This window comes from Vibrio sp. Isolate25 (assembly GCF_022398025.1).
Taxonomy (GTDB): Bacteria; Pseudomonadota; Gammaproteobacteria; order Enterobacterales; family Vibrionaceae; genus Vibrio; species Vibrio coralliilyticus_A.
This window is the reverse complement of sequence record NZ_JAKEUT010000002.1, coordinates 225,203-247,928: the sequence shown is the minus strand read 5'-3', so window position 1 is coordinate 247,928 and position 22,726 is coordinate 225,203. Positions and strand designations below refer to the sequence as shown.

Genomic DNA, 22,726 nt, shown 5'->3' with positions numbered 1-22,726 from the left:
AATTACTTAAGTGCGTTAATTACTTTCTCAGAAATATTATATTCAGGTTTGCCATATTGCATGGTTTGAATATCAACAACGATATCGTAGCCTTCTTTTTCAGCCACTTTCTTTACTGCGTCCTGAATCACTTTGAATAGCTTCTGTTTTTCTTCGTTCTCACGGCGTGCTGATGCCTTTTCAAGCGCCTGTGCTTTGATTTTGTATTTACTATCAAGCTGAGCAACTTCAACACGTAGTTTTTCTACTTCATCTTGGCCAAGTAGTTCACCATCACGCTGTAGCTTTTCAATTTTCGTTTTCGCTTCAGCTTGGATAGATTTTAGCTCATCAGCTTTATCTTTGAACTCTTGCTGCATTTTTTGCAGTACTACTTCACGTTGAGGAAGCGCCTGAAACACTTGTGCTGTATTAATGTAGCCAATTTTTTGTGCCGCTTCTGCTGCATTCGCGAAGAAAGAAGATGACATCACTACAAGGCTCAATCCAGCCGCTTTAATCATTTTGTTCACTGTATATTCCTCTGTATATGTTTAGAAGGTTCTGCCGATAGTGAAAGTGAAGAATTCTTCGTCATCACCTTCATAGATTTTAATTGGTTTAGCTATTGAGAAGACCAAAGGCCCCATTGGCGACATCCACTGCAAAGCAGCCCCGTATGACGCGCGATAGTTGGTTGGATCTGAGTAATCATTGTAATAAGGATCATTAACCCCTTCACGATAAACAAACTCGGTATCCCACACGCTTGCAGCATCAACGAACAAACTAGTTCGAATCTGGCTGCGAGCTTCATCTGAGGCAAATGGCGTAGGAACGATAAGCTCCATGCTGGCTAATGCAACCGCATTACCACCAACAGAGTCATCTGTTGCATCGACACAACCATTGTTACCACAAGATCCTGAAGTCTTCGTATAAACCGCTTTTGGGCCCGCCGAATTAGAGCGGAAACCACGCAGTGAGGTGAAGCCCCCTGCATAGTAGTTTTCATAGAATGGGAATAGGTTATCGTTGCCATCCGTTTGACCATAGCCATTACCGTAGCCCAAACGTCCACGCATCAATAACGTAAACTCATGCTTTTTAGTGAGGGGGACATATTGACGAACGTCATACTGAACTTTGAAGTACTGAGCATCAGAGCTTGGAATCGTTGCTTTAGCAAATGCACGTTGATAGTTACCGGCCGTTGGGAAGAAACCACGGTTCAGATTATTGCGTGTCCAAGAAACATTCAAATCAAAATCGTTGGTAATGATATCCCCATTTGGCTGGCCAATACTCTGAGCAAACAATTGGGCCTGATCATAAGTTGGAACATTACCAATCTTATTGTGTGTATAGCCAATACCAAACTCTAGGCTATTCAACTCGTCAACCGGGAAACCCCACGTCAGGCTAGTACCATAACTTTCATTGGTATAGTCAACGATCCCCGCTTCAGAAGCTTCAAACGTGTTATAGAAAATCTTACCGCCTAAGCTGACACCATCAAGGTTCCAGTATGGGTCACGATAATCCAGACTGACGTTCTTTTGGTAATCGTTCATCATCGCGCTAATACCAACGCGGTTGCCAGAGCCTAGGAAGTTATCTTGTTGCAAACCAACTTGGAAACTGACACCAGACTCAGTACCGTATCCGATACCGAAGTTTACACTTCCTGAGTTAGCTTCCTTAACGTTGTAGACAAGATCAACTTGGTCTTCACTGCCTGGAACACGAACAGTCTGAACATCGACGGTTTCAAAGTAACCAAGACGACTTAATCGATTCTTACCCGTTTCAATCGATTTTGAGTTCAGCCAACTGCCTTCCATTTGACGCATTTCACGACGTAACACTTCATCTTTAGTCGAATTGTTACCGACAAAGCGAATATCGCGGACGTAAATACGTTGGCCAGCCTCAACATTAACCACTAAAGAAACCTGCTGAGTTTCATCATCGAATTCTGGGATAGTACGAACTTGAGGATAGGCGTAACCGGCTTCACCAAGCACGCGTTTCACACTCTCTTCTAAGCTCGTCACCTGAGAACCGTTATAAACATCGCCACTTTCAAACGGTACTAAAGCCTCAAATTCAGCCTCTTTACCAATCAATTCACCGCGGAATTTTACATCCTTAACAGTGTATGGAAGGCCTTCATCAACGGCTAAGGTGATATAAACGCCTTTCTTGTCTGGAGAAATCGCAACCTGTGTCGAATCAACTTTGAACTTAAGGTAGCCACGGTCTAAATAATAGGATTTGAGGGCCTCAATATCACCAGCAAGGACTTGCTTCTGGTATTTATCATCAGACAGGAAATTCCACCAAGCCACATCGACATTCAAATTAAAGCGACTCAGTAGCTCTTCATCCGTAAACACATCGTTACCGATAAAGTTAATTTGTTGAATTTTCGCCGAGACACCTTCAGAGAAAACAAACTTTAAGTCTGAACGATTACGAGGAAGAGGAGTGACAACCGCCTTTACCGTTGCGTTGTACTTACCTACGCTGTAATAGAAATCTTCGAGGCCTTTCTCAATATTCGAAAGCGTGGTGCGATCCAGAGCTTCACCCACTCGAACACCTGACGCATCGAGGTTTTGCTGTAACTGCTCTTCTTTAATCGCCTTATTGCCAGAAAACGAGATATTTGCAATCGTTGGTCGCTCTTTGACTTGAACCAACAGCTGATTACCATCACGCAAAACCTTGATGTCTTCAAAGTTACCTGAAGCGTACAAAGCCTTAATAATTTCGGACACATCCTGACTATCGACCGTATCACCGATACGTACTGGCATTTTAAGCAATGCCGCACCCAGTGCAACACGCTGTAGCCCATCAATTTGAATGTCTTCAACAACAAAGTTTTCGGCACCATTTGCACTCACGCTTGTTGCCAGTAGCGTGGCAAATAGAATTTTTTTCATCGCCATGTTTGTTTTAGTTATTCCTTACTACAACCTTTGCCCAGCTACAGACGAGCAAAATCATTAAATATCGCCACTGCCATTAGAGAGAAAATAATTGCCCCGCCTACGCGGTACCCCATCTCCTGAATGCGTTCAGGTACAGGGCGTCTGATCACTGCCTCAATAGCAAAAAACAATAAATGTCCACCATCCAACATAGGTAATGGCACAAGGTTTATGATACCTAAGTTAACACTGATCAACGCAAGGAAACCAAGGAAATACACCAAACCGTAATCCGCTGTAGTTCCTGCGCCTTTTGCAATCGAGATCGGCCCACTTAAGTTGTTTAATCCCACATCCCCTACAATCAGTTTTTTCAACATGCTGATTGTTAGGTCAATAATTTGTCCGGTTTTTTCAATCGCTTTGCCGATTGACTCAAATACACCAAATTGAAGTTCGAAGCGATAGTTTTCAGGCCATTCTGCGACTTCAGGAGCGATTCCTGCAAATCCTATCGTTCGCTTATCTGCAAGCTCACGGCTATCAGGAATAAGGGTCAGGTTTTGTGTCACACCTGCTCGATCAATTTGTAAGTCAACCACTTGATTCGGATGCTCTTGGATAAGATCAACCACTTGCTGCCAACTGGTGATTGGTTTGCCGTTAGCTGCAATCAACTTATCTCCAGCTTGTAAACCTGCCACTTCGCCTGCTCCCCCTTCAGAAACCGTCGCTAATGTGGTTGAGATTTCAGGAGTAAAAGGCTTAAAACCAAGTGCTGACATAGCAGACTCGTTTTCTGGATCAAAGTTCCAAGTAGATAGGTCAAAGGTCCGCACTTCTTCAACCCCGATGCCATCGGCTGGCGTGACTGTCATCGTTAATTGCTCATCACCGATGTGAGCAATTAATCCCATGTTAACCGATTCCCAATCCGGAGTTTTGACGCCAGAGACGGCTTTTAGTTCCATGCCAGACTCTAAACCCGCTTCGGCAGCGATGGAATGAGGCTCAACCTGACCAACCACAGGCTTAACTGCCGGCACACCAATCATGAAAACCAACCAGTAAGCGAACACGGCAAAGAAAAAGTTAAAGGCTGGTCCAGCAGCAACGATAGAAGTTCGCTTCCACAAAGGCTGAGTATCAAACGCCTGTTTTTTTTGTCCTTCTGGCACGTCATCAACCCGCCCATCAAGCATTTTGACGTAACCGCCTAATGGAATAATTGAAATGCTATACTCAGTACCGTCTTTGCCAATCTTGCTCCAAATTGACTTACCGAAACCAATAGAAAATTTTTCTACTTTAACGCCACAGCGACGTGCAACCCAGAAATGGCCGAATTCATGCACGGCAACTAAAATGCCTAATGCAATGATAAACGAGGCGAAGTTCCACAAAATCCCAGTCATAGTGTACGCTCTTTAATGGTTTCAATAGCCAAATCTCGCGCCATTTTATCCAGCTCTAAGATGCTTTCCAAGTTATCACAATCAGATTGGCGATTCTTAGAGCACACGTGATTTGCTACTCGTTCATTCACCACTGCAATATCGGTGAATTTAAGATGGTGTGAAAGGAAAGCTTCTACCGCAATTTCATTTGCAGCATTGAGAGCCGTTGTAGCATGCTGACCTTCATAGCAAGCATCGATCGCAAGTTTAAGGCAAGGATAACGACTAAAGTCGGGCTCAAGAAACGTCAGCTCAGCAATTTTTGTGAAGTCCAAAGGCGCGACACCCGCGGAAACCCTTTCAGGGTAAGACAACGTGAGTGCGATAGGTGTGGCCATATCGGGTTCACCCATCTGAGCTAATAAAGAGCCATCTTTGTATTGCACCATAGAGTGAATCACAGATTGCGGATGAATCAACACTTTGAGCTGTTCACGACGGGCATTAAACAGCCATTTCGCCTCAATATACTCCAATCCTTTATTCATCATGGTTGCAGAATCAACGGAGATCTTTGGCCCCATTGACCAATTAGGGTGAGCGATAGCTTGTTCTGGAGTGACAGATGACAAGGTACTCACATCACTGTAACGAAAAGGACCACCAGAGCCAGTCAAGAGAATATGCTGGATGCCCTGCTTTTCTAAATCACAGCTGCCAAGATTTGTTTGAATCGCCTCGGGGAGGCACTGGAAAATCGCATTATGCTCACTATCTACTGGCATCAGTTCAGCACCATGAGTGTTTACAGCATCGATGAACAACTGCCCAGACATAACCAGAGCTTCTTTGTTAGCGAGTAATACGCGTTTGCCAGCTTTCACTGCCGCCATCGTCGGTAATAGCCCGGCCGCACCGACAATCGCGGCCATAACCGTGTCGACTTCATCAAACGACGAAATGTGCATCATCGCTTCTTGGCCCGCTAACACTTCAGTTGAAAGTTTAAGCTCTTGCAGTTGGCCTTTAAGCTTCATGGCCGCACTATCGCTCGCCATCACAGCGTATTTAGGTTGCCACTTTTGGCAAAGTTGGCGCATCTTCTCGACATTATTCCCTGCTGCAAGCGCAACAATCGAAAACTGTTCGGGGTTCTGTTCAATAACTTTAAAAGTGCTGTCACCAATAGAGCCAGTTGCACCTAAAATTGTCAGCTTACGCATAGCAAGAAACCAGTGAAAGTAAGGAGGCAGATCTCAATCTGCCTAAAATTAGAAAACAAAATAAAGAAGAGCAAAGACCGGGAAAGCCGCGGTCAAACTGTCAATGCGATCCAATACACCACCGTGTCCTGGAATAATATTACTGCTGTCTTTAATACCAGAAACACGCTTGAACATACTTTCCACTAAATCACCCAGCACAGATATCACCACTGTCACTAAGGTGATCATAACCATCGCAATGGGGCTACTAAATTCAATCTCAAACCAGTTAGCCGTCGCCCAGCCAACAATAATAGCCGTCACAACACCGCCAACCAAACCTTCAATGGTCTTGTTCGGGCTGACATGAGGCGCCATTTTACGTTTGCCGAAGCTCTTTCCTGCGAAATAAGCACCGCTGTCTGCTGCCCAGACAATAAAACACACAAATAGAACCAACTTAGCGCCATGGTACGTATCTTGGTGGATGCCTTCGGCACGCAGTAGCAATACACTCCAAAAAAAGGGCAGTAGTGTCAAAATACCAAAAAGATGGCGAAGTAAGTTCGAGTTTTGCCAAAATTTGGCCGAATTGGGGTAAGTAATGGCTAAGCCGCTGGATGCAACCCACCATAAACCGCCTATTAATAACACTGTTAAGTGGCTTTCCGTTACCGCATTTAAGCTTAGAGCATCAAACGGAATCACTATTAAAGTGGCGACACTTACTACGACGCTTGGAATTAACGCCATTATACGTGTTTTATGCTCGACAAATTGAGTCCATTCCCAATAACCAATGGCAGTCACTGCAGCAATCGCGAGCATGAATAGTGGTAGCGATAATTCAAAAATGCCGAGTATCACTAAAGGAGCAAGGATAAGCGCGGTTATAATTCTTTGTTTCAAACTTGATTCCTTTAATCGCTTTCCATCAATGCCTTGATTTGTTCACCGGTGCAACCAAATCGTCTTTCTCGATTAACAAACCAAGTCACTGCTTCAATCAAGCTGTTTTCATCGAACTCAGGCCAGTAAATTGGCGTGAAGTACATTTCAGCATAAGCCATTTGCCACAACATAAAATTACTAATTCGGCATTCACCGCTGGTTCTAATCAACAAGTCAACTTCTGGCAAATCTGACATCGTTAAATGCTGAGTAACCAACTCTTCATTCACCTCATTTGCACTGATCTCACCGTTGGCTACTTTAGCGGCAATCTCTTTCGTTGCCTCTACAATGTCCCACTTGCCACCGTAGTTCGCAGCAATATTGATCACCATGCCACTATTACCGGCAGTGAGTGCTTCTGCTTGAGCTATCTTCTTCTGTAGGCGTTCATTAAAGCGGCTCTTGTCGCCAATCACACGTAAACGTAAATTGTTTTTGTGCAGCTTTTTCACTTCTGTCGATAGAACCGTAATGAACAGCTCCATCAAAACACCAACCTCCTCTTCAGGTCGACGCCAATTTTCACTACTAAAAGCAAAGAGAGTGACAGCCTTGATACCCAATTTAGCAGACGTTGAAATGGTTTTTCTAACCGCAGCAACACCATTTTTATGACCAAAGACACGCGGTTTACCCTGAGCTTTTGCCCATCGGCCGTTGCCGTCCATGATGATTGCAATGTGTTTAGGAAGTGATTCTGGTGAGAGTTGAAAGTTTTGCATACAAGGATTTATGATTACCAGCAGGGGACAAAGAGTAGCATAAAAAAACGCTGTGCTGCGAGCACAGCGTTCTCTGTATCCAGAGTCTGGATGGAATTAAACTTCCATCAACTCTTTTTCTTTTGCCGCTAATACTTCATCGACTTGCTTAACAGCTGCGTCGGTGATTTTCTGAATCTCCTCCTGACCTTTACGATCTTCGTCTTCAGAAATCTCTTTATCTTTTAGTAGTGCTTTAAGTTCACCATTCGCATCACGACGGATATTGCGAATCGCCACACGGCCACCTTCAGCTTCGCCACGAACGATTTTCACGAGATCTTTACGACGCTCTTCCGTTAACGGTGGAAGTGGAACGCGGATGATAGTACCTGCAGACATAGGGTTTAGGCCTAGGTCAGACATCATGATCGCTTTCTCAACTTTTGGCGTTAGCTCTTTATCGAATACTGTGATTGCTAGTGTACGAGCATCTTCTGCTACTACGTTCGCGACCTGGTTTAGAGGTGTCGGCGCACCGTAGTACTCTACCGAGATACCAGAAAGTAAGCTTGGATGAGCACGACCTGTACGTACTTTAGAAAGGTTGTTCTTTAGCGCTTCTACGCTTTTTTCCATGCGCTCTTGAGCGTCTTGTTTGATTTCGTTAATCACAATATCACCTTAATGTGTAATTCTTTTCAGAAGAAAGCCTAATCAGGATTCTTCAAAAGGCAATGCCGCAGCATGAATTAGTCACGCTGCGGTTGAATGAATTATTCAGCAGTGCTAATCAGAGTGCCTTCTGCTTCACCCATTACCACGCGACGTAGTGCGCCTGGTTTGTTCATATTGAATACGCGGATTGGCATTTTATGGTCACGAGCCAGTGTAAATGCTGCTAAATCCATCACTTTTAGTTCTTTATCAAGAACTTCTGCGTAGCTCAGGTTATCATACAGCTCTGCGTCAGGGTTGGCTACTGGGTCAGCCGTAAATACACCATCAACTTTTGTCGCTTTTAGAACTACGTCAGCTTCAATTTCAATTCCGCGTAGACATGCAGCAGAATCTGTTGTGAAGAATGGGTTACCTGTACCTGCTGAGAAGATAACAACACGGCCTTGGCGCAGTTCGCGGATTGCATCGGCCCAGTTGTAATCGTCACACACACCTTTTAGTGGGATTGCAGACATAACACGAGCATTTACGTATGCACGGTGCAAAGCGTCACGCATCGCTAAACCGTTCATTACTGTAGCTAACATACCCATGTGGTCACCAACAACACGGTTCATGCCCGCTTCAGCAAGACCTGCACCACGGAACAAGTTACCACCACCGATAACCACACCGACCTGAACACCCAGTTCAACCAGTTCTTTTACTTCTTGAGCCATACGATCCAAGATCGCAGGATCAATACCAAAACCTTCTTCGCCTTGAAGTGCTTCACCACTCAGTTTTAACAGAATACGTTGATACGCTGGTTTAGGGTTCGTAGTCATGGAGTTTACCTTCCAAAAGAGAGTTGTTGTTGATTAACAGTCATGGATGGACAAGAGATGCATTTTCTATTCTGAAAAGCGCTGAATTCTTGCCCATTCATCACGGTTAATCGTTTAGACGCCAGTCGTAAAAAGACCGCAGCCTTGGCTACGGTCTAAACTTTATGCGCTTCTCTAAGGATTAACCTTTTTGAGCAGCTGCTACTTCGTCAGCGAAGCTCATTTCTTCGCCTTTATCGATACCTTCACCTACTTCTAGGCGAACGAATGTAGCTACTGAAGCACCGCGCTCTTTTAGGATTTCGCCTACAGACTTCTTAGGTTCCATAACGAATGCTTGACCAGTCAGAGAGATTTCGCCTGTGAATTTCTTCATGCGGCCAACAACCATTTTCTCTGCGATTTCAGCTGGTTTGCCTTCGTTCATCGCGATTTCTACTTGAACCGCTTTCTCTTTTTCAACTACGTCAGCTGGTACGTCTTCTGGGTTTACGTACTCTGGACGAGAAGCCGCTACGTGCATTGCAACGTGCTTAAGAGTTTCAGCGTCGCCTTCACCAGCAACAACTACACCGATTTTCTCACCGTGACGGTAAGAAGCGATAGCAGCACCTTCAACGTATTGAACACGACGGATGTTGATGTTTTCACCAATTTTAGCAACTAGAGCAACACGCTCTTCTTCGAATTTAGCAACTAGCTCTTCAACAGAAGCTTTAGAAGCTAGAGCGTCAGCTGCCACTTTCTCTGCAAATGCAGTGAAGTTAGCATCTTTAGCAACGAAGTCAGTTTGGCAGTTAACTTCAAGAAGAGCAGCAACGCCGTTGTCTTCTTTGATGATGATTGCGCCTTCAGCCGCTACGTTACCTGCTTTTTTAGCAGCCTTTGCAGCACCTGATTTACGCATGTTTTCGATTGCTAGTTCGATGTCGCCGTTAGTTTCAACAAGCGCTTTCTTACATTCCATCATGCCTGCGCCAGTACGGTCGCGCAGTTCTTTAACTAGAGCAGCAGTAACAGCCATTCTCTATTCCTCAGTTTAATCTGGATTTGGTAAAAAACAGGGGCCTACATTTTCGGCCCCTGCTGATAACTATAACTTAGTTTATGCGACAACTAGATTTCACATAGACCAAGTGTGACGCGGAGCCGCTATTATTCAGCTTCTACGAAACCGTCTTTTTCAGCAGCTGCAGCAACATCTTTGTTACGACCTTCAGTTACTGCAGAAGCAGCAGCGTTTAGGTATAGCTGTACCGCACGGATTGCGTCATCGTTACCAGGGATAACGAAGTCAACGCCATCTGGGTTAGAGTTAGTATCAACTACAGCGTAAACTGGGATACCTAGGTTGTTTGCTTCTTTAACTGCGATGTGCTCGTGATCAGCGTCGATTACGAATAGAGCGTCTGGTAGGCCGCCCATATCTTTGATACCACCAAGAGATTTCTCTAGCTTCTCCATTTCACGAGTACGCATTAGAGCTTCTTTCTTAGTTAGTTTGTCAAAAGTACCGTCTTGAGACTGTGCTTCTAGGTCTTTTAGACGCTTGATAGACTGACGAACAGTTTTGTAGTTTGTTAGCATACCGCCTAACCAGCGGTTGTTAACGTAGAACTGGTTGCTTGCAACAGCAGCTTCTTTAACAGCTTCAGATGCAGCGCGCTTAGTACCTACAAATAGAACTTTACCTTTCTTTTCGCCAACTTTAGCTAGCTCAGCTAGAGCGTCGTTGAACATTGGTACCGTTTTTTCTAGGTTGATGATATGAACTTTGTTACGAGCACCAAAGATGAATGGCTTCATTTTTGGGTTCCAGTAACGAGTCTGGTGACCGAAGTGAACACCAGCTTTAAGCATATCGCGCATTGATACAGTTGCCATTTTAAAATCCTCTATGGGGTTAGGCCTCCACATCCCCCATAACTCCGACTAGGCTTCTGCCCAGCACCCCGGAATATGTGACGGAATGTGTGTGATTTAAAGATAAAAGTTTATGTGGAACTGACCAGCTTCGCCGATTTCAAAAAGAAGTGAAGAGAACTGACCACATTTCCGGCGCGCTTTATACCATATTTTCACCCTCTGTGACTAGTAAAAAAACGATTATCACTTATGACGACTAACTCTAAACCACCCGATATGCGTACAAAGCTTCATGAAGAATCATTCTCATTAGTTGTGGTTCCTGATAGAATGCGCCCATTCGCACCAAAGAGTGCTACCGAATGAAATAGAGAAAGCCGATGTCAATCAAGATTAAAACCGCTGAAGAAATCGAACGTATGCGTATCGCAGGCGCGTTAGCCGCAGAGATCCTTGAAATGATCGAACCCCATATTAAAGAAGGGGTTACAACGGATGAGCTCAACCAAATTTGTCACGACTACGGGATTGAAAAAGGCGCCTATTCCGCACCACTTGATTATCATGGATTCCCAAAGTCAATTTGCACATCTATCAACCATATTGTGTGTCATGGTATCCCAGCATCGCAAGATGAAATTGGCAGTAATGGCCAGCCCAAACCTGCTGTCCTTAAAAACGGCGATATCATCAACGTCGATATCACTGTAATCATACCTAATGATGATAATGCCGACCTCAGCGTACGCCCACAAGGTTATCACGGCGACACTTCTAAAATGTTCTTCGTTGGTGATGTGTCTCCAGCGGATAAGCGCTTGTGTATGGTGACTCAGGAAGCACTCTATGTCGGTATGCGTAAGGTGAAGCCAGGGGCTACGGTTGGTGATATCGGTACAGCGATAGAGAAATACATTAAAGAAAACAACAAAAAGAACCCACGGAATAAGTTCTCGATCGTCAAAGACTTCTGCGGTCACGGTATTGGCAGTGAGTTCCATGAAGAGCCACAGATAGTTCATTACAAAAACAACGATCGCCGCGTACTAAAAGAAGGGATGTGTTTCACCATCGAACCTATGATCAACGCTGGTAAGTTTGGCGTGACAGTTGATGCGGAGGATGACTGGACTGTGTACACTGGAGACGGCAAAAAATCAGCCCAGTACGAGCACACCATTTTAGTAACTAAAACTGGCTGTGAAGTGATGACGCTGCGCAGTGATGACACAATTCCACGTATGATGAACAACGTTTAAGTTTATCCCGCTGAGTTCGATAAAATATCCCCACATCATTGGGGATATTTTTTTATCTGCCTCATTTTGTTAGATTGGTATCTAATGGATGTTTCGCACGGATTTGCAGTATGCCCTTTCAGTCTCCTTTGACATTTGCTGATGAGCAGATTTCAATTAATGAACTCAAGTCTCAACTTGAGCAGTTTTACCTCTACCAGAAACAAGAGTTTCTCAATCACCATCCAGTAACGGATCTCGTCTTAGGTCGCTCTGACTATATAGACTTACTCCTTAATCGACTCTGGCAACATTTTGGTTTCTCTGAAATGCCCAATATCAGCTTGGTTGCCGTTGGTGGTTATGGAAGAGGAGAGCTTCACCCTCTGTCTGATATCGATATCTTAGTCGTGTCTCGGCACTCCCTGCCTGACATTCTAGCCAGTAAAGTCAGTGAGTTCATTACTCTACTATGGGATTTAAAATTAGAAATCGGCCACGCAGTGCGAACCGTCGAGCAGTGTGCCGCCATTGGACGAGACGATCTCACCGTTGCGACCAACCTTCAGGAGGCAAGGCTGCTGTGCGGCTGTGAAGAGACGTTCCAAAAGCTGAAACTGGAAATGCATTCTGACTCCTTTTGGCCGAGCGAAACATTCTATAAAGCCAAAGTACAGGAGCAGCGAGATCGCCATGCTCGATATCATGACACGACTTATAACCTTGAACCGGATATCAAATCAACACCCGGTGGGCTAAGAGATATTCACACACTAAGCTGGGTAGCACGCCGCCACTTCGGTGCTACCTCTTTGCTAGAAATGAGCAAATATGGTTTTTTAACCGATGCGGAATATCGAGAGCTCGTCGAGTGTCAGGATTATTTATGGCGAGTACGTTTTGCGCTCCATTTACAGCTAAAACGATATGACAACCGGCTGACTTTTGCTCATCAGGCTCAGGTCGCGGAATGCCTTGGCTTTGAAGGCGAAGGAAACCGCGGGGTCGAAATGATGATGAAAGAGTTCTACCGCACACTGAGGCGTGTGGCAGAACTGAATAAAATGCTACTCAAGCTATTTGATCAAGCGATTCTCAACAATGGCATCGAAAGTGAACCCGAAATTCTCAGCGATGACTTTCAACGTCGCGGGCACTTGATCGAAGCCCGCAAACCCGCGTTGTTTCAAGCTCGCCCAGAAACCATTCTTGATATGTTCCTGCACATTGCCAATGATTCAAGCATCGAAGGGGTCGCTCCACCGACTCTTCGCCAATTGCGTACGGCACGGCGACGCCTCAATAAATTCCTCCATACGATTCCAGAAGCACGAGAAACCTTTATTGAACTTTGTCGACATCCAAACGCGCTACATAAAGCGTTTAGCTTGATGCATAAGCTCGGTGTTCTTGCCGCTTATCTCCCGCAATGGAGCCAGATCGTCGGTCAAATGCAGTTTGATTTGTTTCATGTATACACCGTTGATGAACACAGTGTGAGGCTACTAAAACACATCAACACTTTTGCCAACCCGGAAAATTACGATAAGCACCCTATATGCTGTGAAGTCTACCCACGTATTCAGAAGAAAGAACTACTGATCATCGCCGCCATTTTTCATGATATCGGTAAAGGGCGTGGTGGTGACCATTCAGTTATAGGCGAAAGCGAAGCGTACGATTTCTGCATCGAGCACGGCCTGTCCAAACCAGAAGCCAAATTAGTGGCTTGGCTAGTGAGACATCACCTATTGATGTCAGTGACAGCACAGCGCCGTGATATTTATGATCCAGAAGTCATTACTGAGTTTGCCAAAAAGGTGCGTGACGAAGAGTATCTTGAGTACTTGGTTTGCTTAACAGTAGCCGATATTTGCGCTACTAACCCAGAGTTATGGAACAGTTGGAAACGAACGCTTTTAGCTGAGCTGTTTTATTCGACGCAAAGAGCACTTCGCAGAGGCCTAGAGAACCCTGTCGACGTTCGGGAACGAATCCGCCATAACCAGCAACTGGCCTCCGCTTTGCTACGCAAAGAAGGCTTTAACGCACGTGAAATAGAAGTGCTATGGCAACGCTTCAAAGCGGATTACTTCCTTCGTCATACCCACAAGCAAATTGCTTGGCACTGTACTCACCTACTTCGCCATGACGACCACTCCAAACCTCTAATACTGATTTCCAAGAAAGCCACTCGTGGGGGAACAGAAGTGTTTGTCTACAGCCGTGATCAACATGCTCTGTTTGCAACCGTGGTCGCTGAGCTAGATAGGAGAAATTTTAATGTGCACGATGCGCAGGTAATGACCAGTAAAGATGGTTATGTTCTGGACACCTTTATGGTCTTGGACCAACATGGACAAGTAATTGATGAGAACCGACACAAAGCGGTCATTAAGCACTTAATGCACGTACTGCAAGACGGGCGCCCAACCAAGATAAAGACCCGCCGCGTACCAAGGAACTTACAGCACTTTAAGGTAAAAACGTGCGTAGATTTTCTGCCAACAAAAAGCAAAAAACGCACATTAATGGAGTTTGTCGCCTTAGATACCCCCGGATTGCTCGCCACGGTAGGAGCGACCTTTGCTGACCTCTCCCTTCACCTCCACGCCGCCAAAATCACGACTATCGGCGAACGAGCGGAAGACTTATTTATTATTACCAGTGAACAAGGCGGAAAACTGACTGAAGAGCAAGAAGCCCAATTGAGAGAAAGCCTAATCGCGAATGTGGCAGAGCTCGCCCCTTAGCGATCTTGCCCACAAGTTGCACAGGCGCTCTAAAAATCAGCTATCTACAACGTGATTAGGCTGCTACATTATTGATGTTAACAATATTTGTACACCCTGAGCATAAGTCCACAGGGTGATTTTGAATCAACACAAAGAGGTAGCCTATGTTTCCACACCTCACTGGTTTAGGTATTCAAGATCCTAAACAGATTGAGCGCTATTCACTACGCCAAGAAGCGCACAAGGATGTGTTAAAGATCTATTTCCACAAGCAGAAAGGGGAACTGTTCGCTAAGAGCGTGAAGTTCAAATACCCTCGCCAGGTTAAAAACGTTCTTGTTGATGGTGGCAGCCATAAATACAAGGAAGTGACAGAAATCAATCGTAACCTAACCTTGGTGATTGATGAGCTGAATAAACTGACTAAACCAGAGCAGCTGGCTGAAGTGGATGTAAAACAGAAAATTCTTTCTGACCTGCGCCACTTAGAGAAAGTGGTCTCAAGCAAAATCACAGAAATCGAAGCGGATCTAGAAAAGCTAAAGTAGATTAAATGATTCAAAGGGTTGGTATAAATACCAACCCTTTTCAATTTTTATGTTCATAGTCAAAACATGATTGGATGAGAAATAGCTCCTAAACTAGCCAGCCGGCGTACTTACCGACCAAGTAAAGCGCGATCCCCGCCATCACACCAGCCACAATATCATCGAGCATAATGCCGAAACCACCATGTACTCGAGCGTCCAACCAACTGATAGGCCATGGCTTAATCATATCGAAGCAACGAAACAGAACAAACCCTGTTAATAGCCATTTCCAATCGGTGCTTGACTGTTGAAACAACGGTACGACCAACATAGTGATCCAAAAGCCCGCAAACTCATCCCACACAATGGCCCCATGGTCATGAACCCCCATGTCATCCGATGTCACTTGGCATACCTTAATACCTATAAAACAAGCGGCGATTACCGCCACAATATACATAGGCAAGGGAAGCTGAACCAAAAGTAAGTAAAATGGAATTGCAGCCAAAGTCCCCATCGTACCAGGGATTATAGGAGATAACCCACTGCCAAAGCCTGTTGCCAGCAGATGCCAAGGGTTTTTAAGAGAAATAAATGATAGTGGGTTTGTCATGAAATTACTTATTGTGGTTGAAATGGTCATAGCCTTGTAGGGCCCAATCTAATGCCTGTCCCTGATGATGCAGATCAAACGTCCCTTCCGGACGAATCTGACCGATACAGCTGATTTTAGCTCCGCAGTGGGCGAGCGCACTGTCAATTGAGCCTTTGTTTTGCTTTGGTACAGTAAAACACAATTCGTACTCTTCTCCACTAGACAAAGCATATTGTTGAGCTGTGGTTAATGAACCAGAAAATTGAATCAACTCATTAGAGACAGGTAACAAAGCAACGTCAAGGCTTGCTCCAACAGAAGAGCATTTGAGAATATGTTTTAAATCAGAAATAAGGCCATCGGAAATATCAATCGCTGAACTTGCTAAATTAAGCAAAGCCTGGCCAGCCAAAACACGAGGTGTAGACAGGTAATGGCGCTGCTCGAGCTCCTCCGCAAATGGCTTTGTGCGCTGTGTCGCATCAAGAATCACATCCAGCCCAGCTTTACTATCCCCTAAATCTCCCGTTACGTAAATCCAATCTCCGACCTGAGCACCATCACGACGTAAAGCTTTATCAGGATCAACCAAACCTTGCACCGTCAGTGTTAAGCTCAACGGCCCTTTAGTCGTATCACCGCCTATCAGTTGAATCCCATAATAGTTTGCGAGTTCAAAGAACGCCTCACAGAAAGGGGCTAACCATGCTTCATCAGCTTCTGGCATCGTCAATGCAAACGAGACCCAAGCTGGTGTGGCTCCCATTGCGGCTAAATCACTAATATTGGAAGCCAGTGCTTTGTGCGCGACCCAAGTCGGGTTGGCATCGGCGAGAAAATGCGTCCCCGAAACTAAGGTGTCCGTACTGATCGCAACGGACAGCCCTTCCGGCACTTTGACTAAAGCACAATCATCCCCAGCAGCTAATAGGACATCTTTACGCGAAGGCTGACGGCCGACAAAATACTTTTCGATTAAATTAAATTCACCAGACATAGTACTCAATGTAACGTTAGGCATAAAAAAGGTCAGCGTGTGCTGACCTTTGTCTATCAATTCGGCTTATTTTTTGCGAACGTGCGGTGCGGCTTTATCCAGCACACCATTGACAAACTTGTGGCTCTCTTCCGCAGCGAACACTTTCGCTAGCTCGATAGCTTCGTTGATCACCACTTTGTATGGCACATCTTCACGACGTGTCATTTCATACATTGCAAGACGAAGCAAAGCCAGCTCCATCATATCCAAATCTTGCATTGGACGTGCCGTGTAAGGACGAATCTTGCTGTCTAGCTCTGTGTGACTTAGCACAACACCTGTTAGCAGGTCACGGAAGTATGCAACGTCAGTATCTGGTGCAACAAGCGCTGGTTCTGCCGCATGATGTTCTTCTTCATCATACTTACCACCAGATAAAAACTGCTCTTCAATAGTGGCAACATTCTCTTTAGTAATTTGCCATGAGTAGATCGCTTGTAGAGCGAATCGACGTGCATTACGACGTGCGGCTGGTTTCACACTGGCCCCCATTAGGAATCGATTTCTGATAAAACGTTAATCATTTCAAGTGCGCTTAGTGCAGCCTCTGCACCTTTATTACCAGCCTTGGTTCCTGCGCGCTCGATAGCTTGGTCAATTGTATCAACGGTCAATACACCAAACGCCACTGGAAGACTGTATTCCAGAGACACTTGCGCAAGGCCTTTGTTACATTCACTACAAACATAGTCAAAATGAGGTGTGCCGCCACGAATAACAGTGCCCAATGATACAATCGCATCAAACTTGCCTGTTTTTGCTACGCGCTGAGCGACCAATGGAAGTTCAACCGCACCCGGACAACGAACAACAGTGATGTTATCTTCGCTGATTTGTCCATGACGCTTTAAAGTATCGATTGCACCAGACAATAGACTTTCGTTAATAAAACTGTTGAAACGAGAAATAACGATAGCAATTTTTGCGTTTGGCGCTGGGAAGCCACCCTCGATCACTTTCATAAGCCTTCCTTTAACTATGTTCATCAAGTGAGAATCGCCGGATTCTAGCACAAATCTGTGAGCAATATCTAATGGAAATTTAGCATTACTCAATTAGCTGAATGGCTCTAAAAAACACAGAAGGCAATAGGTTCGTCACCTACTGCCTTCCGAAGTTATCTACAAATATTCGCCCTGCTTATTCGCAAACGTATTCGACCACATTGAGGCCAAAACCACCCAGTGCGTGGTATTTCTTATTGGTTGACGAAAGCAGACGCATGTCATGCACACCCAAATCAGCTAGGATCTGAGAACCGACGCCTACACGTCGTGATGTACCCTGCTTCTTAGCCAAAGTCGGCGCATCACCTTTATCCTGAGCTTCAAACATTTTTACGCGATGAATGAGCAATTCAGTGGACTCTTCATTCCCCAGAATCACCAGAACACCACCTTCTTCACCAATGCGTTTCATGGCTTTGTCCAGCGTCCAGCTTCTTTCTGCATTGCGATCACTACGCAGTAGATCCGTAAAGGTGTCTTGCAAATGCACTCGCACCAATGGGACTTGACCGTTAACCTCTCCTTTGCAAAGGGCATAGTGAATCTGATTATCAATCGTGTCACGGAATGTGACCAACTCAAATTCACCATATTCTGTTGGCAGCTTGCACTGTGCAACACGCTCAATAGTGGTTTCAGTGTTGTTGCGGTACTCAATTAAATCAGCAATTGTCCCCAACTTAATGCCATGTTTTTCAGCAAAGATTTCTAAATCTGGGCGTCGAGCCATGGTGCCGTCATCATTGAGGATTTCAACAATCACGCCTGAAGGTTCTAGGCCAGCTAAACGCGCCAAATCACACCCCGCTTCGGTATGGCCTGCGCGAGTCAACACTCCACCTTCCTGCGCGGCAAGCGGGAAAATATGCCCAGGCTGGACTAAGTCAGCAGCCTTAGCGTCTTTGGCCACCGCTGCTTGTACAGTACGAGCACGATCAGCGGCAGAAATGCCCGTGGTAACCCCTTCTGCCGCTTCAATAGACACAGTGAAGTTTGTAGTGTACTGAGCATTGTTATCCTGAACCATAGGAGGTAAGCCAAGTCGCTCACAGCGCTCTTTAGTCATGGTCAAACAAATCAGGCCACGACCATGCGTCGCCATAAAGTTAATCGCTTCCGGCGTGACATGTTCGGCAGCCATGATCAGATCGCCTTCATTTTCACGATCTTCATCATCCATCAGGATGACCATTTTACCTAAGCGGATGTCTTCGATGATTTCTTGAGGCGTACTAATTGGCATTTCTCTGTTCCTGTTATCTGGGCTCTTGGCGACTTTATTCTGTGTCAACGCCCAGCGTTTTAGGCTGGGCGTCGGTTAATTTATGCAAAACCGTTTTGCTGGAGAAACTCCATAGTCAAACGCGATTCTGGCTGCTCTTTTTGGCTGGTCAGTAAACGCTCCATATAACGAGCTAATACGTCCACTTCTAAATTCACTTTTCGTCCAACGTGAAAATCTGCGATGGTCGTTTCTTCACCCGTATGCGGCACTATAGTCAGTTTGAAAGCATTCTTGCGCAGATCATTCACCGTCAAACTGATACCATCAACGGTGACAGAACCTTTCTCTGCCACATACTTTGACAGTTCTTCAGGCATGGAGACCCAGAACTCAATCGCTCGACCTACTTGATTGCGTTCAATAATCTCACCAACGCCATCCACATGACCAGAAACGATGTGTCCGCCAAATCGAGTGGTCGGCAGCATGGCTTTCTCAAGGTTGACCTTACCTCCGACCTGATAATCGGTAAATCCGGTTTTACTCAGCGTTTCAAGCGACAAATCTGCACTATAGCTAGTCGAGGTAAAATCCACGACCGTGAGACACACACCATTGGTCGCGATACTGTCACCCAACTTAACATCGGACATATCCAGCTTCCCCACATCCACAGTAACACTAATGTCTTCACCTTTAGGGGTAATAGCTGTCAGCGTACCAACAGCTTCAATAATTCCTGTAAACATAATTACGATTCTTTCTTTTTAAGGCGGGCGACAATGCGGATATCCTCACCGACTTGCCTGACATCTTGGATGTCTAAATCAATGACTTCCGCCATCGACTCAAACCCTAGTTCACCAAATAAACCTCGGCCATCACTACCCATAATCTTAGGTGCTAGGTAGAGCACAAGTTCATCCACTAAGTCTTCTTTGATTAGGCTGCTAGCTAAAGTCGCCCCCGCTTCAACCCAGAGATGATTAATATTGTGGTGAGCAGCTAACTTTTCAAATGTGGATGTTAAATCGATCTGATTAGCCTCATTGAGTAAAGGTGCCAAGTCACCTTGTTGAGACACAACAATTCTTTTGCCATCAGTCGAGTACAACTTAAGATCCGCAGTTAGTTGGTTTTGACGATCCATGATCACTTTCACGGGTTGACGGACTTCACTCTCGGGCAACTTAACTTGCACAGATTCAGGTAACTCAGACCAACGAACATTCAATGACGCATTATCCTCAATGACGGTTTTGCTGGTCGATAAGATGGCTCCCGCTTGAGAACGGTAGTTCTGCACGTCTTGTCTTGCCTGTGGAGACGTGATCCACTGGCTCTGACCATTACTCAGTGCCGTTTGACCATCTAGGCTCGCCGCCATTTTCAACTGCACATATGGCATCCCAGTTTGCATTCGTTTAATGAAGGCAGGATTGAGTGCGTGCGCATCGCTTTCTAGTAACCCCACCAGCACCTCAATGCCCGCATCTCGCAACATTTTAATGCCACGTCCAGAAACTTGAGGGTTGGGGTCTTCCATTGCACAGATTACTTTCGCCACCTTGGCTTTAATCAACCCTTCCGCACAAGGAGGCGTTCGCCCATAATGAGAACACGGCTCCAACGTGACATACGCTGTCGCGCCAACAGACTGTTCACCCGCCATTCTCAGCGCATGCACTTCAGCATGAGGTTCTCCGGCCCGATAATGAAAGCCTTCACCAACAATCTGGCCATTAAGGGTAATGACACACCCAACATTGGGATTAGGTGCAGTGGTGTAGATACCGCCTTTGGCTATTTCAATAGCACGCGACATCATTTGGTAATCTTGAGGAGTGAATTCCGACATGGTCAAATTAACCGTTAATCTTCCAGTTTGGCGATTTCTTCACCAAACTCACGAATATCTTCGAAACTGCGGTAAACAGATGCAAAACGAATATAGGCTACTTTGTCTAACTCTTTAAGCTGGTCCATGACCAAATTACCAATCATTTCGCTTGGTACTTCACGCTCACCTGTAGCGCGCAACTGAGATTTAATCATACTAATCGCCAGTTCAACAGAATCAGCACTCACTGGACGTTTTTCCAAGGCGCGTTGCAAACCACCAACCATCTTATCTTCATTGAAGGGCTCACGGTTTCCGTTTGATTTAATTACGCGAGGCATTACTAACTCAGCCGTTTCAAATGTAGTAAAACGTTCGCTACAGGCCAGACACTGTCTGCGACGGCGAACCTGATGGCCGTCAGCCACCAGACGAGAATCGATCACTTTAGTGTCATTCTCAGAGCAAAAAGGACAATGCATATCACCTCCATCATATACTCAAGAAACCTCGTTACCTCATCTTATTACTACAGGGGATGAAAACACATAATTCAATACCAAGAAGAATGAGAATCTCTTTCAGGATAAGCTGTTAGCTCGCAGCGAAGTCACTTGAGTATATCGCTGCTAGTTTAGCGGATTTGCTTAAGCGAAGAAAAGCAAAAGGGGCGAAATCGCCCCTTTTCATTTCAAGATTACTGAGTTTTGTTAACTGCGCGGTAGATAGTTTGCTTTCCCTACCCATTTATAGCTGGTGAGCTCTTCTAATCCCATCGGTCCACGGGCATGTAGCTTCTGAGTCGATACTGCCACTTCCGCTCCTAAGCCGAACTGAGCACCATCAGTAAAACGAGTAGAAGCATTAACATAAACCGCTGCCGAACCAGCAGAATTGATAAATAACTCTGAGTTTTCTAAGCTATTGGTCATGATTGCATCGGAGTGACTCGCGTTATGAACCCGCATGTGGTCAATGGCCTGTTTCACATCTTCAACCACTTTGACGCCCAATGTGTAACTTAACCACTCGGTATCGAAATCCCCCTCAGCACTGTCGCGAATGTCTTTTGCTTCTTGCATCAATGCTTTTGCTTTAGGCTCTGCGACAAAAGTGACCTTATCCTGCATTTTCGCGATGAGCATAGGTAAAAACTCTGAGGCAATATTTTGGTGCACTAGCAAGGTGTCTAAGGCATTACAAGCAGAAGGACGCTGCACTTTCGCGTTTTCTATCACTTCAAGGGATTTTTCCAAATCAGCACTTTCATCAACAAACACATGGCTAATACCGAAACCACCAATAATGACAGGGATTGTGCTGTTTTCCTTACACATTTTGTGTAGCCCTGCCCCGCCTCGTGGAATGATCATATCAACGTAGTCATCCAGCTTTAGCAATTGAGACACCAGTTCACGGTCTGGCTTTTCAATGTATTGAACTGCCGCCGCTGGCAATTCGGCTTTGGCAAGCGCCGATTGGATCACCTTGACCAGTTCCATATTGGAGAAGAAGGTTTCTTTACCACCACGAAGAATGCTTGCGTTCCCCGTTTTCAGACACAACGCAGCAATATCAATGGTCACATTTGGACGCGCCTCATAAATGACCCCGACCACACCGAGAGGCACTCGGCGACGAGATAAAGACATACCATTTTCAAGTACTTTGCTGTCTATTTCACTGCCGACAGGATCATTGAGTCCAATGACGTTACGTACATCGTTGGCGATCCCCGCTAAGCGAGTGTCGTTAAGCAAAAGGCGATCGAGTAGTGCCTCTGTCAGCCCTGCTTTGCGGCCTAATTCAATATCTTTAGCATTCGCCGCCAGAATTGTCTCAGCATTGGCTTCAAGCTCATCAGCAATGATAGCCAATGCATGGTTTTTTTGCGCCGTTGACGCGGTCGCTAGTTGAAAAGCCGCCTCTTTCGCCGCTTTCCCCATCGAAATCAGTTCCACAATTTTT

The 22,726-nt window shown here is 45.4% G+C and carries 22 protein-coding genes; 3 read left to right on the top strand and 19 right to left on the bottom strand.

Features of this window, described 5'->3' with window-relative positions:
• Window positions 1-2: 2 nt before the first annotated feature.
• The 10 genes from L1D15_RS07810 to rpsB all read right to left on the bottom strand — a co-directional run bounded on the left by L1D15_RS07810 (window position 3) and on the right by rpsB (window position 10,567).
• Window positions 3-503, bottom strand: coding sequence for an OmpH family outer membrane protein (locus L1D15_RS07810; RefSeq protein WP_239838454.1), 501 nt, complete (start codon window positions 501-503; stop codon window positions 3-5).
• Window positions 504-533: 30 nt separating this feature from the next.
• Window positions 534-2,936 (bottom strand): outer membrane protein assembly factor BamA, encoded by a 2,403-nt coding sequence (gene bamA / locus L1D15_RS07805; RefSeq protein ID WP_239875239.1) that lies wholly within the window; start codon window positions 2,934-2,936, stop codon window positions 534-536.
• Between the two features lie 38 nt (window positions 2,937-2,974).
• On the bottom strand, window positions 2,975-4,333 hold the full coding sequence (gene rseP / locus L1D15_RS07800) for a sigma E protease regulator RseP (protein ID WP_239864998.1): 1,359 nt from the start codon (window positions 4,331-4,333) through the stop codon (window positions 2,975-2,977).
• Entirely contained in the window at window positions 4,330-5,538 is a 1,209-nt protein-coding gene (gene ispC, locus L1D15_RS07795) for a 1-deoxy-D-xylulose-5-phosphate reductoisomerase (RefSeq protein ID WP_239875238.1), read from the bottom strand. The genes rseP and ispC overlap by 4 nt, the downstream gene beginning before the upstream one ends.
• Before the next feature lie 48 nt (window positions 5,539-5,586).
• The gene (locus L1D15_RS07790) at window positions 5,587-6,429 is read right to left on the bottom strand and encodes a phosphatidate cytidylyltransferase (RefSeq protein WP_239875237.1); all 843 of its coding nucleotides are present in this window, start codon (window positions 6,427-6,429) and stop codon (window positions 5,587-5,589) included.
• An 11-nt stretch (window positions 6,430-6,440) separates the two neighbouring features.
• Window positions 6,441-7,196, bottom strand: coding sequence for an isoprenyl transferase (locus L1D15_RS07785; protein ID WP_239875236.1), 756 nt, complete (start codon window positions 7,194-7,196; stop codon window positions 6,441-6,443).
• A gap of 96 nt (window positions 7,197-7,292) precedes the next feature.
• Entirely contained in the window at window positions 7,293-7,850 is a 558-nt protein-coding gene (frr, locus tag L1D15_RS07780; RefSeq protein ID WP_239838405.1) for a ribosome recycling factor, read from the bottom strand.
• Between the two features lie 101 nt (window positions 7,851-7,951).
• Window positions 7,952-8,683 (bottom strand): UMP kinase, encoded by a 732-nt coding sequence (gene pyrH, locus L1D15_RS07775; protein ID WP_006957910.1) that lies wholly within the window; start codon window positions 8,681-8,683, stop codon window positions 7,952-7,954.
• 181 nt (window positions 8,684-8,864) lie between these two features.
• Window positions 8,865-9,707 carry a translation elongation factor Ts gene (gene tsf / locus L1D15_RS07770; protein ID WP_239875235.1) on the bottom strand — a complete coding sequence of 281 codons (843 nt, stop codon included), beginning with the start codon at window positions 9,705-9,707 and terminating at the stop codon, window positions 8,865-8,867.
• A gap of 131 nt (window positions 9,708-9,838) precedes the next feature.
• Window positions 9,839-10,567 (bottom strand): 30S ribosomal protein S2, encoded by a 729-nt coding sequence (gene rpsB, locus L1D15_RS07765; protein ID WP_006957912.1) that lies wholly within the window; start codon window positions 10,565-10,567, stop codon window positions 9,839-9,841.
• 362 nt (window positions 10,568-10,929) lie between these two features.
• Between rpsB and map the strand changes: the two genes are divergently transcribed.
• The 3 genes from map to L1D15_RS07750 all read left to right on the top strand — a co-directional run bounded on the left by map (window position 10,930) and on the right by L1D15_RS07750 (window position 15,070).
• Complete coding sequence (gene map / locus L1D15_RS07760) at window positions 10,930-11,808, top strand: type I methionyl aminopeptidase (protein ID WP_239838408.1); 879 nt, start codon at window positions 10,930-10,932, stop codon at window positions 11,806-11,808.
• A 110-nt stretch (window positions 11,809-11,918) separates the two neighbouring features.
• Complete coding sequence (glnD, locus tag L1D15_RS07755; protein ID WP_239875234.1) at window positions 11,919-14,540, top strand: bifunctional uridylyltransferase/uridylyl-removing protein GlnD; 2,622 nt, start codon at window positions 11,919-11,921, stop codon at window positions 14,538-14,540.
• A 146-nt stretch (window positions 14,541-14,686) separates the two neighbouring features.
• Window positions 14,687-15,070 carry a DUF3461 family protein gene (locus L1D15_RS07750; protein WP_239838410.1) on the top strand — a complete coding sequence of 128 codons (384 nt, stop codon included), beginning with the start codon at window positions 14,687-14,689 and terminating at the stop codon, window positions 15,068-15,070.
• 88 nt (window positions 15,071-15,158) lie between these two features.
• On the opposite strand, the gene pgpA is transcribed toward L1D15_RS07750, so the two are convergent.
• From pgpA to L1D15_RS07705, 9 genes are all read right to left on the bottom strand, one after another.
• The gene (pgpA, locus tag L1D15_RS07745; protein WP_239865012.1) at window positions 15,159-15,665 is read right to left on the bottom strand and encodes a phosphatidylglycerophosphatase A; all 507 of its coding nucleotides are present in this window, start codon (window positions 15,663-15,665) and stop codon (window positions 15,159-15,161) included.
• A gap of 4 nt (window positions 15,666-15,669) precedes the next feature.
• Entirely contained in the window at window positions 15,670-16,644 is a 975-nt protein-coding gene (gene thiL / locus L1D15_RS07740) for a thiamine-phosphate kinase (protein ID WP_239875233.1), read from the bottom strand.
• 66 nt (window positions 16,645-16,710) lie between these two features.
• The gene (gene nusB, locus L1D15_RS07735; protein WP_006957918.1) at window positions 16,711-17,178 is read right to left on the bottom strand and encodes a transcription antitermination factor NusB; all 468 of its coding nucleotides are present in this window, start codon (window positions 17,176-17,178) and stop codon (window positions 16,711-16,713) included.
• Window positions 17,178-17,648 carry a 6,7-dimethyl-8-ribityllumazine synthase gene (ribE, locus tag L1D15_RS07730; protein ID WP_006957919.1) on the bottom strand — a complete coding sequence of 157 codons (471 nt, stop codon included), beginning with the start codon at window positions 17,646-17,648 and terminating at the stop codon, window positions 17,178-17,180. Before ribE ends, nusB begins: the two co-directional genes overlap by 1 nt.
• 178 nt (window positions 17,649-17,826) lie before the next feature.
• Window positions 17,827-18,936, bottom strand: a complete 1,110-nt coding sequence (gene ribBA, locus L1D15_RS07725; RefSeq protein WP_239875232.1) for a bifunctional 3,4-dihydroxy-2-butanone-4-phosphate synthase/GTP cyclohydrolase II — start codon at window positions 18,934-18,936, stop codon at window positions 17,827-17,829.
• Window positions 18,937-19,016: 80 nt separating this feature from the next.
• A complete protein-coding gene (locus L1D15_RS07720) occupies window positions 19,017-19,667 on the bottom strand; it encodes a riboflavin synthase (RefSeq protein WP_239865016.1) in 651 nt (216 codons plus the stop codon).
• Window positions 19,668-19,669: 2 nt separating this feature from the next.
• A complete protein-coding gene (gene ribD / locus L1D15_RS07715; protein WP_239875231.1) occupies window positions 19,670-20,776 on the bottom strand; it encodes a bifunctional diaminohydroxyphosphoribosylaminopyrimidine deaminase/5-amino-6-(5-phosphoribosylamino)uracil reductase RibD in 1,107 nt (368 codons plus the stop codon).
• Window positions 20,777-20,790: 14 nt separating this feature from the next.
• Window positions 20,791-21,240, bottom strand: coding sequence for a transcriptional regulator NrdR (nrdR, locus tag L1D15_RS07710; protein WP_239838416.1), 450 nt, complete (start codon window positions 21,238-21,240; stop codon window positions 20,791-20,793).
• A gap of 228 nt (window positions 21,241-21,468) precedes the next feature.
• Window positions 21,469-22,719, bottom strand: a complete 1,251-nt coding sequence (locus L1D15_RS07705; protein ID WP_239865019.1) for a glutamate-5-semialdehyde dehydrogenase — start codon at window positions 22,717-22,719, stop codon at window positions 21,469-21,471.
• Window positions 22,720-22,726 lie beyond the last annotated feature (7 nt).